Source organism: Patescibacteria group bacterium, from assembly GCA_018896645.1.
Classification (GTDB): Bacteria; Patescibacteriota; Patescibacteriia; order UBA2591; family JABMQE01; genus JAHIMF01.
On the sequence record JAHIMF010000012.1, the window covers coordinates 1 to 13,211 of the forward strand.

The window sequence follows — 13,211 nt, forward strand, 5'->3', positions numbered from 1 at the left end:
GTTTTAAGTTCGTTGTAGTAATTAATAAAATAAATAAAACTACAACATCAAATCATCTAAAAAATTATCAACAATTGTTGGTATCTGGTAAATGCTTGGGAGATTTAGTCTTGTATAGTCAAAGGCTTCTTCAATTACCACATCTTGAATTGCAACGTTATTATCGTGGTCAAAAAAATCAGCTAAGCCTTGCAATATAGCTTCATTTACAAAATAATGACTAAACATCCCTTCTCCATTTACACCAGTAGAATAAACATAGGCCAATTGATTTTCTTTAGAAGCTGACACAAACATTACTCCTTCACTTGCCACATCATTCATACCGCCCGAAAGGCAGGAATCAAAAATGAAAACAATGCGATTGGTGTCAAATCCACTAAACCAATTTTGCAATTGTCCGTCCCAAATATATTGCAAATCGTGGGTGATAATTGCTTCGTCTTTTCTCTCTTTATCATAATCCTGGGCCATTCCATCTCCACCATGTCCGCTAAAGAAAAATACCACTTCATCGCCTGCTGACTCCAAACTTTCAATTGATTTCACGGCGCTATCTATTGCAGAGAAAGTTGCGTTATCATCTCTAAGCAAAATTATATTTCCGGAATCATACCCGTAAAAAGTGATGAGCGCATCATACATATTTAAGGCATCGCCATCAGAATCACAAATGTCGTTTATTGTTCCCTGATAATCGCAAACGCCAATTATTACTGCGTATTTATCAGCGCCATCAGCCAAGGGCTCGCCAAATACACCTGTTGCTCCGCTATCAGAATTCTTTTTCTTATTCAATCCTGGAGGATTTACTGGTTTTGTTTTTGTATTACCTATGCCTTGAGTAAGTGAGGCTTTATGATAAATTTTCATTTCTGAAGCGAATAATGGCTTGCGCATATTTGTTTGGCCATTATTATCCTTAGCTGAAACAAAAGAAAATGAAGATAATCCTAAAACAAAAATTAAAGCAACTAAAATAAATTTACTTTTCATACGATTTTATTTATAAGTTTAGTTAAAAAACGGCTCTTATGTTGCTAAAAGTTTTGACAACCAGCCAAACAAACTAAAACCTTTTCTATTTTCTGTTATTTCATTTTCTAATTCTTGCTTAACTTCCTCCATCGCTTGTATTTGTTCGTCAATTAAAGACTTGTCTGTTGAAGACTGGATTTGCTCTTTTAATGCTTCTAACTCCGCCAAATTTTGAGTGTGATTTTCCAATCGTTCTTCAACAGTTTTTAGCTGTTTATAATTTGGCCCAATAAGAAATCTGGCAAAACCGCTTCTTTTTTGCGCAGTTTGCAAAGCGTTTTCTGCTTCCTCTTGAATTCTGTTTTGATTTTGAGCTATGACTCTAATTTGGCTGCCAACACCTTGATTTCTGGCAGCTATTCTTTCCATTTCCTGCGCAGTATTAGCCACCCGGCTTCTTCTGGAAACCGCCCCCTCGTTCTGGTTTTGTGAACCCTGCCCCATCCCTTGGCCTGATTCTTCTAACTCTGAATCTTCTAAACCCGCGCCTGGTTCGTTAATGCCCGGCTGGTCTTGTTTGCCTTGTTGGTTTTGTTGAGCATTGCTAACAGCTGGCACAAGTAGTATTGATATGATAAATAAACTCGTAGTAATTTTTTTCATATTGTTTTTTAGATTAAATATTAATTTTCCGACCTTTATTTTTCTGTCTCATTATATTGCTTATCTCTGTTAATCTTTAAAAAGTCAAGGATTTGTATTATGAATAACCAAACCGGAAATTCTTCCCCAAGAAAATTTTCCTATATAACCTTATTTTATAGTTCGAAAGCATTGGTTCAACAGCTTCAAATACAGCCTTGTTTTCACTAATGGAAGCATCTTGTTTGGCCGACCGGACAGAAAAAAGAATTCCCGTCCCCATAAATACAGCTGCCAACAAAAAAATAATAAGCTTTTTGTTTATGCTCATAATAATTAATGCGCATTTGTTAATTTATTTAACATTATATTTAATATGATTTAAACTAAAAGTAACATTAGATGCAACCTTTAGCCCATAAACTATCAAAATTATAGAGAAAGCTAACATTCTAAACATTTTACGATTTGACAGGATTTTTGATATAATATAAACTGAAAGTACCCATATATGGGTATTACTGGTTCATAGATTAACTATTTTTTTGTTAAACTTTATGAGAAAAGACTATATTTTAGATTTAATGAGATCAAAAAATACTATTTTTACCACAGATGATGTTTCTTTGTTATGGGAAGAATCTGATACTAATTTTGTAAGAAAGAAAATATACCGCTATATTAAAGCCGGTAAAATGTACTCTGTTCGCAAAGGTATTTATGCCAAAGATAAAAATTACAATAAATACGAGTTAGCGACCAGAATATTTACTCCTTCTTATGTCAGTTTTGAGACGGTTTTAGGACCGGCCGGCATAACATTCCAATACTATAGCCAAATATTTGTTGCTTCGTATTTAACCAGAGAAATAACAATAGACGGACAAACATATTCATTTAAGAAGATAAAGGACTCTATTCTTACCAACAAAACAGGAATTGAAATAAAAAATAATTATTATATTGCCTCTCCCGAAAGAGCTTTTTTGGATACGGTTTATTTAAACAAAGAATATCACTTTGACAATCTAATCAACATTGATTGGGATAAGGTTTATAGAATTTTGTCTATTTATAATAATAAAAGAATGGAGAAAAAAGCGGAAAAATATAAAGAGGCAGCACAAAAAGGGCTTAATTAAAAAACTATGGCATTAGATACCAATAGACACAAAAATATACTCATCAAAATTTTGAAGGATATCTATACTGATAATACTATCGGTCCTATCTTAGGATTTAAAGGCGCACCGAACTCGGGGTGTCATTCCAGTTCCGGTTTTGGATTGACATCGCGACCGCGAGGAGTGATGTTAAGTCAGTCCGGTTTTGGATGGGTTATATTAAGCAGGTTGATTTATAATAGAAAAGTATGTCCGAACCAGCTCACAGTCGGTCTCCAGAAGAAAAACAAGTTGGGACCGAAAGTAAGCCAGAAGATTCGATTATTTTTCCGCAAAAGCAAACATTGGTTGGCCCAACAATAATGATTGGTTGGCTTAAAAATTGTTATTGTGTATAATAAACCCAAGGGGGTCATTATTAAGTTTTATAAACTAATCAAATTAGATTACTAACTTATGGCAAAAACAGTATCAAAATCAAAAACCCCTAAAAAATTCCAGTCTTTGAAGCCAACAAAAAAAGTAGCTCGGAATAATATCACGGTTAGTAAAACAAATAGTAAAACAAAAAAAGAAAAAGAACCTTCAGACTATTCTCCCGAAGAATGGCTCCAAAAAGAAGCCAAAAGAATCGAACAAGAATTTAAAAAATACGCGCCAGACCTAAAACCTGATTCAGGTCGGTCAGCCGAGCATTGCGCGGTTACCGCAATGACTTTAGCTCATCATGGCACCAAAGAAGCAATTGAAGCTTTAAAAAAATTTAAAAAAGATAAGCGGGTTCCGGGCTGGATTGATTGCGCTATTGAAGAATGCGAAATGATACTTTGGGATGATACTGTTGGCCGGCAACTGGACCAAGCGGAAAAAGAATTAAAAAAAGCGGCTGAAGAAGTTTTTAATCAAGGATTAGTTTGGGACAAGAGAATTATTACTGATGCTCTCAAAGCAATCCTCGCCGAACAAAAAACAAAATTTACTTATGGGGAGACTGCCAAGCTCTATTATGAAAAGAAAGTTATTGCTGAAGAAAAAACAGAATTTATTATTAATGATGTTTTGCTGGTGAGTATTAAACCAAATTTTGCTGATTGGTTAATCCGTTTTAAGCAAGGCATAGAAGGCAAAGATTTACGTCAAGGAGATTTAGAAAATATTGAGCAAGGCATGATTTATAATGATGAGGGTAAAGAGCTTGATGAACCCAGGTCACTTGAAGAAAGTTTTGATGACTTTTATTCTCGGCAGTTTCAATGTCTGCTTCAGATGTCCAAAAAAGAGCAAGGAATCTTATTAGATTTTTCTGGCGAAAAACTTTATGGTCAATATTTTACTCCTCGCCGCGATGAATCAGGATTGCATAGGGATGTTTGTTCGGGTTGCTGCGAGGCTTGCCTCGAGGAATTAAAATGTCCTCAAGCTCAAGAATTTAAAATAGACGAAGATAAAAAAAGATACCGGATTTTAAAACAGCTGCTCAAGGAAATAGTAGAAATTGAAGGAAAAATAGAGTCAACTAAACGGCCTTCAAATGACTTAGAGTATAAAATACAAGTTGTTAAAAAATTAAAAGATGACATCCAAGAAAGAATAAAACAGGAGAAATCTCAAGATAAAAGAAAAGAACTGCAAGAAAATTTGACCGGGTGGGATTGTGAAATTTTTGCTCTCCAGGCTATTTTAGATTTTGAACAGCCAAAACCAGAGGAGAGAAAGCGGTTAAAAACTTTAAAAGAAATGTACCAGGCTATCAAACAAGAAGTTGAGACCAAAGAGTATAAAAATGATGTTGAGGGCTTGGAAGTGTATTACGGTAAAGCTGAACCGAGTTCGGAGGAAGCCGCTGCTTGTTATCATGATCCTTTGTGCGAATGTGATGAGTATGAGCCATTGACTGCAGAAGAAGCAACTTATAAGCACGAGTATGATAATAAAGAAATAGATGTGGATGAGATGCCTGATGTAGCCTTAGATGAGGTGCCGTTTTAAAGTTTTTATTGGGTTTTTTCAGATAATCTCATATAAAGTTGTATCAAAAAATATCCCTAAAGTTAGAGATATTTTTTGATGGGGTGCCCGACCGGATTTGAACCGGCCCTGCGACTGCCACAGAGTCGTGTGCTACCACTACACCACGGGCACCATATTAAATAAATCCTAAATCCTAAATTCTAAATCCAAAATAATATCAAAATTCAAAATTCAAAAAACTTAATTCGAGGGATGGTATTGTTTGTAGTGTTTATATTTGGGGAGCAGGGGTTTCAGCTGGAGCAATAGGAGCTGGTGATTTTTTCTTGGCAATCGCAAAGATGTAGATGATTTCCAGAATGCCAAGCGCGTTGACTATAAATAGGATTACAAACCAGGCTTTTGAACCCAGGCGAGCGGCTTTCCAGAGAGCAATTGCTTTCCAGACTGAAGACCAAACAATCAGCAAGGGTATTAGGGCAATAAGTACACCAGGAATTTGGGGCAGAGCTTCTTCCATAATTTTTATTTTAAAAATTAGTAAATTGATTTTAGATTTTTAACTTTAGATTTTAGACTTTTTATGGTACGCCCAGAGGGAGTCGGACCCCCATATCCAGCTTAGAAGGCTGGTGTTCTATCCGTTGAACTATGGGCGCGCAGTTAAAATAAACTGTTTCTATTTTAACACATTATCAGATATTTTTCAAGGGAAAAATTGACACTCCTTCAAAACTATGATAATATAGAGACACTTAATCAATAATACGAATCCTTGGTAATCGGTTTAACTCCATTTCTCGGGATTTCGTCAGAATGAGGCATTATGCTTACTAAAGCGAAAAAAGACAAAGTTATCGAACAATTTAAAACCCACAAAGGCGACACTGGTTCACCCCAGGTTCAGATTGCGATTTTGACCGAAGAAATGAAAGAACTGGCTTCCCACTTAAAGAAACACAAGCATGACTATTCTTCTCGCCGCGGGCTGTTAAAAAAAGTCGGTCAAAGACGCCGGCTTTTGCGTTATTTAGTGCGGGAAGACGAGAAGGCGTATGATAAATTGGTAAAGGCGCTGGGGTTGAAGAAGTAAGGTGATATTTATCCATTTGCCATTTTTCATTTATCATCTGCAAACAAAAATAACGTTAATAAAATGGTTAATAAGGTAGTTAATGGATTCGGCGAGCTCACCACAGGTAAAGTTAATAAAGAGCCGATGCATTTTGTAAAATTATTAACTTTATCAATCTTATCAATCTTATTAACCTTATTAACTTTATTAACGATTCATTAGCTGTAGTTATTCTAAAACGGAAAATGGTTATATTAAAAGGAAACTAATTTTTAAAAATTCACATTATGATTAAACATAGTGAACAGCGCGTGGGAGTATTTATTGACGTTCAAAATTTGTACTATTCGGCTAAAAATTTGTATCAAGCCAAAGTTGATTTTGGCAAAGTTTTAAAAGAGGCAGTGGGCTCGCGCAAACTTATTCGCGCTTTTGCTTATGTTATCCAAGCCCAGCTGCCGGAAGAAAAAAAGTTTTTTGCGGCTCTAGATTCCCAGGGGTTTGAAGTGAGAATGAAAGATCTCCAAGTTTTTGTGACCGGAGATAAAAAGGGCGATTGGGATGTGGGTCTTACTATTGATGCGATTAAGGTCGCGCCCCAACTTGATGTAATCGTCTTCGTCACCGGTGATGGCGATTATGTCCCGGCCATAGAATATCTCCAGTACCACGGCACCCAAGTGGAAGTTATTGCTTTTGGAGAAACCGCCTCTGCCAAACTCCGGGATGTTGCTGATGATTTTACGGATTTAAGCGAGGATAGAGAAAACTTTTTAATTAGAACTTACAGCAGCCGCAGGACCACAAGGCCAGCGCCGGCAAGAACCGTAAGAACGCCAAGAAGAAGAACTGTGGCGCGGAGATAAATCCCGCTAACTCATTTTTTTAAATATAACCCCATGCCCAATAAAATAATACCATCTGCTCCGCATAAGGATTTTGAGAACATTAAAAAAATTGACGAGAATGAGATTGAATATTGGAATGCTCGTGAATTATTGCCGCTTTTAGGATATAAAAAATGGCAAAATTCTGAGGAGGTAATTTCTAGGGCGGCGCGAGCTTGCATTAATAGCGGCCAGGCTGTGGATAACCATTTTACTGCATTCAGTAAAATGGCTGAAATCGGCTTAAACACGGTTAGAAGGATAAAAGATTATAAACTGGATAGATACGCTTGTTACCTTATTGCTCAAAATGGCGACCCAAATAAATCAGAAATTGCTTTAGCCCAAACCTATTTTGCCATCCAAACAAGAAAGCAGGAAATTTTTGAACAATTGCCAGACAACGAAAAAAGATTGTTTATCCGCAATGAAGTAACTGGTCACAATAAAAAACTTTTTAAAACCGCCAAGCAGGCCGGTGTAACTAAATTCGGATTATTTAATGATGCCGGATACAAGGGCCTTTATGAGATGCCATTAAAAGAAATTGAAGCCAAGAAGGGAATCAAAAAAGGCGAATTGTTAGACAGGGCTGGTTCCACAGAATTGGCAGCCAATCTATTTCGCATTACTCAAACAGATGAAAAAATAAGAAAAGAAAAAATAAAAGGAGAAGACCCTGCTTGCGACACTCATTTTATGGTGGGCGGGAAAGTTCGACAAACTATTAAAGATATTGGCGGAACCGCACCAGAGCATTTGCCAATAGAAAAACATATTAAGCAAGTGAAAAAAGATGTAAAGCGATTAAAAAACGCAGACCAGGAAATGCTAAAATAATTTCTCGTCTCCCGCGCCGGGGTTTGAGAGGATTATAACTTTCACTACCAATTTGACGGTTTTAAATAACCCTGCTAAAATTGCAATATAAACATAAATAACCCTGCTAAAATTTATGTATATTCACCGACAATTAGAAAAGGAAATCGCCCCATTCTTAAAGAAAAAAGAGGTTATTGCTGTAATCGGCCCTAGGCAATCCGGTAAAACCACATTTATTCAGAATCTTGAAAAAGAGCTTGAATCCCAAAAAAATAAAGTGCTGTTCATTACTTTTGAAAAAAAAAGCGACTTGGACTTGTTTCAAGCGAGCATTGATGATTTCAAGGATTTAATCAGTAAATATGATTATGTTATTATTGATGAGTTTCAATATGCCAAAGACGGCGGCCAGAAATTAAAATATTTATATGACGCCACCCAAATAAAATTTATCATTTCTGGCTCCTCCTCGCTCGAATTAACTTTCAAGACCGGTAAATATATGGTCGGCCGGATGCTAAGCTTTAAACTTGCGCCGTTTTCTTTTAGAGAATTTTTGTCTTTTGAAAATAAGGAATTGTCTGGCTTGTTAGAGGGAAGAATAAATTCTAATTCTTTTTTAAAGTTTAATGTCAAAAATAGTTTTGGCCAAGAAATAAACAGAAGATTAAATAAGTCCCTGGAAAAGTATGTTATTTATGGCGGTTATCCGGCGGTTGTCTTAAGCGCAACCAATCAAGAAAAAGAAAAGATTTTAGAAGGAATCATGGAAACTTATTTATTAAAAGATATTAAAAGTTTGTTGAACTTGGCTTCCGAAGGCGGACTTGTAAAATTAAGCCGATTTTTAGCCGCCCAAATTGGCAATATAGTGAAATATGAAGAGTTGTCCAATGCTTCTGGGCTAGATTATCGCGAAGTTATTAAACATTTGAATATTTTGGAAAGCACTTTCATTGTTAAATTGATTAAACCTTTTTTTACTAACCGGCGCACCGAATTGGTTAAGAATCCTAAAAATTATTTTATTGATTTGGGCTTGCGCAATTATTTGCTAAACGATTTCCGTTCCCTCGAAAGCAGGAATGATTTGGGCGCGGTAATGGAGAATTATGGTTTTAACTTATTGCAAAAATTAGAACTCGCCAGGGATTTAAAATATTGGCGCACTAAAAGCAAGGCCGAAGTTGATTTTATCATAGAAAAGGAACAAAAAGTTTTTCCAATTGAAATAAAATATTCGTCCAAGCCAGTTATCGGCAAAAGCTTGCATAGTTTTATCGAAAAATTCAACCCGCCGCAAGCAGTTATTTTGACTAAAGATTATTTGGGTGAAAAGAAAGTTAAAAAAACAAAAGTTAAGTTTATTCCCTTGAGTTATTTTTGAAAAGATAATTATAAAAACGCAAAATATAAGGTAATTGATAAAGATAATTTTTTTTGAATTTGTGACTTGAGTCCGCGCCTCGGTTCCACAATCCACTCCACAATGCACTAAAATAGAATTATAGATAGAGAGTTCAAGAAAGCAAAAAATCCCGCCTAAGCGAGATTCTGCAGTTTATCGCAGATGGCACTGCTATCACCTGTAAAGTAAATATAACATGTAGCTTTTAAAAGTCAGACAAGAGTTATCAATCCTGCCAGCCAGACACTCTGCGACTTAATAATCTGCCTATGCTAAAGCTTCGGCAGATAAACTTAAAGCTTATAGCTTATGGCTTAAAGCTTCACGAGTCTAGCGCCTTGCCATTACTCTAAAAATACATTAGGATAAAAATATGAAAAACACACTTAAAAATTTAAAAAAAATCAGAGAAAAGAGAGTTGGTAAATTAAAAAATTTCACCAAAGAAGAAAGGATAGAAATCAATCCGGAAATTGTCTTAGGCAAACCAGTGATTAGAGGTACCCGCTTAACAGTTGAATATGTTTTAAAGCTCCTGGGCCAAGGAATAAAGCCGGAAGAGATTTTGAAGGGCTATCCTCAACTGGAAAAAGAAGATATTGAGGCAGTTTTAGATTACGCGTTCAAAAGAGTGAGTGAAGAAAAAATATTTCCTTTAACGCTCCAAGTTCAAAATAATTATGAAAATTCTATTGGACGAAAACATTTCGCCCCTAATTTCCAAAGCGTTAACAAAGAAAGGGCGCGAAGTTAAATCAGTAGCCGAGGATTATCAATCTTATGCTAATGGCAAACTTTTAAAGTTAGCCGCAAGAGATAAAAGCATATTTGTTACAAAAGACAAAGATTTTGGCGAGCTGGTGTTCAAATTCAATTATCCGCATTCCGGAGTAATTCTTTTGCGGTTACAAAATGACTCAATTAGAAATACTTTTTTGATTTTAAATCAAGTTCTCAAATATCCCGAGAACTTGTTAGAAAAATCATTCGTTGTTGTCACGGAGAAAAACATCAGAATCGTCAAATCTCCTTTTTGAGGAGTTTTATTATATCGTCAGACCCCTTAACTATCAAGGTCCGCTGGCTCCATAGTGGCGAAGCCCTGTGGAGACATAATGCGCCTCGGGCTCCACAGCCTCGCTATTGCTCGGACTATGGAGCCAGCGAATACTGTTGGATAATCTAATGCGACATGTAATATCGATAAAATATTTAGCACGACACAAAATCAAAAATATGTCGCATTAAATGTTTTGCGCCTCATGAAATAGTTGCTATTTGATTTGCGCTTCATAAATTGAAAAATATGAGATACAAAAAGATTTGCATCTAATAGAATATATACTAATAAACCAATAAACCAATAAACTAATAAAATAATAACAATCTTTTGGTCATCAGACATACTGTGACTTACTTTAGTCCAGAAGTCTGGTGGTCAGATTGCAAGGAAACACATTATGAATTCGAAAAAATTCGAAACCGAACTCGCCGGAAAAAAACTAATCATTGAAACCGGCAAACTCGCTAATCAAACCAACGCTTCTGTCACTTGCCAATACGGCGACACAGTGGTTTTGGCCACAGTAGTTCTTGAAGACATGCCAAGGGACGGCGTTTCTTTTTTCCCCTTGATGGTAGATTTTGAAGAAAAAATGTATGCTGCCGGCAAAATCAAGGGCTCCAGATTTATTAAAAGAGAAACCCGGCCCAGCGATGAAGCCGTGCTTTCCGCCCGCATGATAGACAGGGCCATCCGGCCGCTTTTCCCGCAAGACATCAAAAACGACATCCAAGTTATCCTCTCAATTCTTTCAGTTGACCAAGAGAATGATCCGGATATCCCGTCATTCTATGCCACAGCTGCGGCTCTGGCAATTTCCAATATTCCTTGGGATGGCCCGGTATCCGCAATGCGCGTCGGTCAAATAGACGGAGAACTAGTGCTTAACCCAACTTACGAAGCCCGGGAAAAAAGCGCGCTTGATTTAGTCGTGGCTGGCTTTGCTCAAAAAGTAATTATGCTTGAAGCTGGCGCCAACGAGGTAGATGAAAAAACTATATACGAAGCGATTCAATTGGGCTCAAAGCATAACGGTAAGATACTCAATTTTATTGAGGATATAGTAAAACAAGTTGGCAAAGAAAAAATTTCTATCCAGGAATTCAAAGAAGATCTCGAAGAATCAATTGAAAGTGATGATGAAAAATTCGAAGAATCAAAAGGCAAGAAGTCAGAACAAGATGAATGGGAGAAAATCACCTTTAGCTTTCTTGAAAAAAATATTGATAAATATCTTTTCACTGGTCCGAAAAAATCCAAAAAAGAACGAAAGGACGCTGTGGGTGAAATGAAGTCCAAATTAGAAGAACATCTTTTGGAAAAACAGATTGGCAAAGAAAAACGCCAAGCCGCCAGCGGATTGCTTGAAAGTTTTATTGAAGAAAAAATTACCGAAGCGATTGTTAAAAAAAGCAAACGAGTTGACGGTCGAGCCCTGGATGAAATCCGAGCGCTCTCATCCGAAGCCGGACTTTTGCCGCGCACGCACGGTTCTGGATTATTCAACCGCGGCGAAACCCAGGTTCTCTCTATTGTCACCCTTGGCTCCCCCGGAGATGAGCAAGTGCTCGACACTATGGAACAAGATTGCAAAAAAAGATACATGCACCATTATAATTTCCCGCCATTTTCAGTGGGCGAAGTAAAACCATTGCGCGGAGCCAGCCGCCGCGATATCGGCCATGGAGCTTTAGCGGAAAAAGCTCTTGAACCAGTGCTTCCCTTAAAACAGGACTTCCCCTACACCATCCGCGTAGTCAGTGAAGTTTTGGGCTCTAATGGCTCTTCCTCCATGGGTTCGGTTTGCGGCTCCACCCTTGCCCTTATGGATGCTGGCGTGCCGATAAAAAAGCCGGTTGCTGGAATCGCCATGGGCTTAGCCAGTATTGAAAACAACAAAAATGACATCACTGATTACAAAATTATAACTGATATCCAGGATTTAGAAGACGGCAAGGGCGGCATGGATTTTAAAGTCGCAAGCACTGCTGATGGCATTACGGCAATTCAATTAGACACAAAAACCCATGGAATTACTTTTGACATAGTTCAGGAAACGCTTAAGCGCGCTAAAACCGCCTGTCTGGAAATTCTAAAAGTCATTGCCAAAGCCATCCCAGAACCAAGAAAAGAATTATCCCAATATGCGCCAAAAATCACTACTGTAAAAATTGATCCGGAAAAAATTCGCATTGTTATCGGCCCAGGCGGAAAGATGATTAATGAAATTATTGACGCTTGCGGGGTTGATATTGATATTGAAGATTCTGGTTTGGTAATGATTACCGGCATTGACCCGGAAAAAACCAAAGAAGCAATTGCTTGGGTAAAAGCTTTGACCCGCGAACTTAAACCAGGTGAAAAGTTTCAGGGTAAGATTACTCGGATTGAGGATTTCGGCGCTTTTGTGGAATTGATACTGCCGGAGGACGAAGCTAAGCACGCTCCAAAATTTGAGGGCTTGATTCATATCTCTAAATTAGCGCCGCATCGCATTGATCGGGTTGAAGATGTTGTTAAGTTTGGGGAAATTGTGCCCGTGGAAGTGGAAGAGATTGATGAAAAGGGCCGTCTTAATTTAAAGATGCAGGGTGTTCAAGCCGCGCCAGCTCAAAGGCATCAAGATTTTCATCCTTCCAGCAATAACCGCGGCCGTTTTTCAACCTCGAGTTCCCCGGGGTCTCGAACGGCAAGGCCGAGGGACAACCGTTTCCCGCGCCGGAACAGCAACTCCCGGGATTTTAAAGCCTTTAGGCCGGACCGGAATCGTAATTCTAATCGGAGAGACGGGAGAGGGGATAATCAAAGGGATGATAGGAGAAAAAGGTATTAAAGAAACAGAGAAATTAAAATTTCTCAATTTCTCTGTCATTTCTTTGTTTCTTAATTTATAGTTTCTTTTTCTGTTGCTTTCCAAAATAACATTCCAAAATAATCAGTAAACAAAAAACTACCGTTTTTAAGGTAGTTAGTCGTAATTCCTTGCTCATAGCTGGCTATTTTGGCAGTTAGCAATGATGTTGTTGAAAAGAACATTTTATTTTTTGCCAACATTTTTAGACCAAAATAGCCAAGTATGAAAAGGGAATTTTCAATACCCTAAATCATAGCACACCCAAACAAAAAAGTCAAGGACTGGTTTTTGAAATATTTTTGAAAATCATCAACTTTTGGCTAAGATTAGGTAAGAATTATCAATTATCAATTATCAATTATCACTTAAAACTTGCAAGAAACATTA

General features: G+C 37.3%; 13 protein-coding genes and 2 tRNA genes. 10 read left to right on the forward strand and 5 right to left on the reverse strand.

Features of this window, described 5'->3' with window-relative positions; all coding sequences use genetic code 11:
- Window positions 1-39: 39 nt before the first annotated feature.
- Together KKD20_00830 and KKD20_00835 are read right to left on the reverse strand one after the other, a co-directional pair.
- Window positions 40-996, reverse strand: coding sequence for a caspase family protein (locus tag KKD20_00830; GenBank protein ID MBU4331656.1), 957 nt, complete (start codon window positions 994-996; stop codon window positions 40-42).
- A 36-nt stretch (window positions 997-1,032) separates the two neighbouring features.
- Window positions 1,033-1,641 (reverse strand): hypothetical protein, encoded by a 609-nt coding sequence (locus tag KKD20_00835; protein MBU4331657.1) that lies wholly within the window; start codon window positions 1,639-1,641, stop codon window positions 1,033-1,035.
- Window positions 1,642-2,177: 536 nt separating this feature from the next.
- Between KKD20_00835 and KKD20_00840 the strand changes: the two genes are divergently transcribed.
- The 3 genes from KKD20_00840 to KKD20_00850 all read left to right on the forward strand — a co-directional run bounded on the left by KKD20_00840 (window position 2,178) and on the right by KKD20_00850 (window position 4,733).
- Window positions 2,178-2,762: a hypothetical protein gene (locus KKD20_00840; GenBank protein ID MBU4331658.1), complete on the forward strand. Its 585-nt coding sequence runs from the start codon at window positions 2,178-2,180 to the stop codon at window positions 2,760-2,762.
- Window positions 2,763-2,992: 230 nt separating this feature from the next.
- Window positions 2,993-3,142: a hypothetical protein gene (locus tag KKD20_00845; GenBank protein ID MBU4331659.1), complete on the forward strand. Its 150-nt coding sequence runs from the start codon at window positions 2,993-2,995 to the stop codon at window positions 3,140-3,142.
- Window positions 3,143-3,200: 58 nt separating this feature from the next.
- Entirely contained in the window at window positions 3,201-4,733 is a 1,533-nt protein-coding gene (locus tag KKD20_00850; protein ID MBU4331660.1) for a hypothetical protein, read from the forward strand.
- 79 nt (window positions 4,734-4,812) lie between these two features.
- Here KKD20_00850 and KKD20_00855 read toward each other — a convergent pair.
- The 3 genes from KKD20_00855 to KKD20_00865 form a co-directional block, all read right to left on the reverse strand.
- Window positions 4,813-4,886: transfer RNA gene (locus KKD20_00855), tRNA-His, on the reverse strand.
- A gap of 100 nt (window positions 4,887-4,986) precedes the next feature.
- Entirely contained in the window at window positions 4,987-5,235 is a 249-nt protein-coding gene (locus tag KKD20_00860) for a hypothetical protein (GenBank protein MBU4331661.1), read from the reverse strand.
- 64 nt (window positions 5,236-5,299) lie between these two features.
- A tRNA-Arg gene (locus tag KKD20_00865) sits at window positions 5,300-5,374 on the reverse strand.
- 164 nt (window positions 5,375-5,538) lie between these two features.
- On the opposite strand from KKD20_00865, the gene rpsO reads away from it, so the two are divergent.
- From rpsO to KKD20_00900, 7 genes are all read left to right on the forward strand, one after another.
- On the forward strand, window positions 5,539-5,808 hold the full coding sequence (gene rpsO / locus KKD20_00870) for a 30S ribosomal protein S15 (GenBank protein ID MBU4331662.1): 270 nt from the start codon (window positions 5,539-5,541) through the stop codon (window positions 5,806-5,808).
- Between the two features lie 269 nt (window positions 5,809-6,077).
- Window positions 6,078-6,656, forward strand: coding sequence for an NYN domain-containing protein (locus tag KKD20_00875; protein ID MBU4331663.1), 579 nt, complete (start codon window positions 6,078-6,080; stop codon window positions 6,654-6,656).
- Window positions 6,657-6,689: 33 nt separating this feature from the next.
- A complete protein-coding gene (dinD, locus tag KKD20_00880; GenBank protein ID MBU4331664.1) occupies window positions 6,690-7,517 on the forward strand; it encodes a DNA damage-inducible protein D in 828 nt (275 codons plus the stop codon).
- A 115-nt stretch (window positions 7,518-7,632) separates the two neighbouring features.
- Window positions 7,633-8,886 carry an ATP-binding protein gene (locus KKD20_00885; GenBank protein MBU4331665.1) on the forward strand — a complete coding sequence of 418 codons (1,254 nt, stop codon included), beginning with the start codon at window positions 7,633-7,635 and terminating at the stop codon, window positions 8,884-8,886.
- A 394-nt stretch (window positions 8,887-9,280) separates the two neighbouring features.
- Window positions 9,281-9,661 (forward strand): DUF433 domain-containing protein, encoded by a 381-nt coding sequence (locus tag KKD20_00890; GenBank protein ID MBU4331666.1) that lies wholly within the window; start codon window positions 9,281-9,283, stop codon window positions 9,659-9,661.
- A complete protein-coding gene (locus KKD20_00895) occupies window positions 9,588-9,944 on the forward strand; it encodes a DUF5615 family PIN-like protein (GenBank protein ID MBU4331667.1) in 357 nt (118 codons plus the stop codon). The genes KKD20_00890 and KKD20_00895 overlap by 74 nt, the downstream gene beginning before the upstream one ends.
- Window positions 9,945-10,367: 423 nt before the next feature.
- Complete coding sequence (locus KKD20_00900) at window positions 10,368-12,803, forward strand: polyribonucleotide nucleotidyltransferase (GenBank protein ID MBU4331668.1); 2,436 nt, start codon at window positions 10,368-10,370, stop codon at window positions 12,801-12,803.
- Window positions 12,804-13,211: the final 408 nt, after the last annotated feature.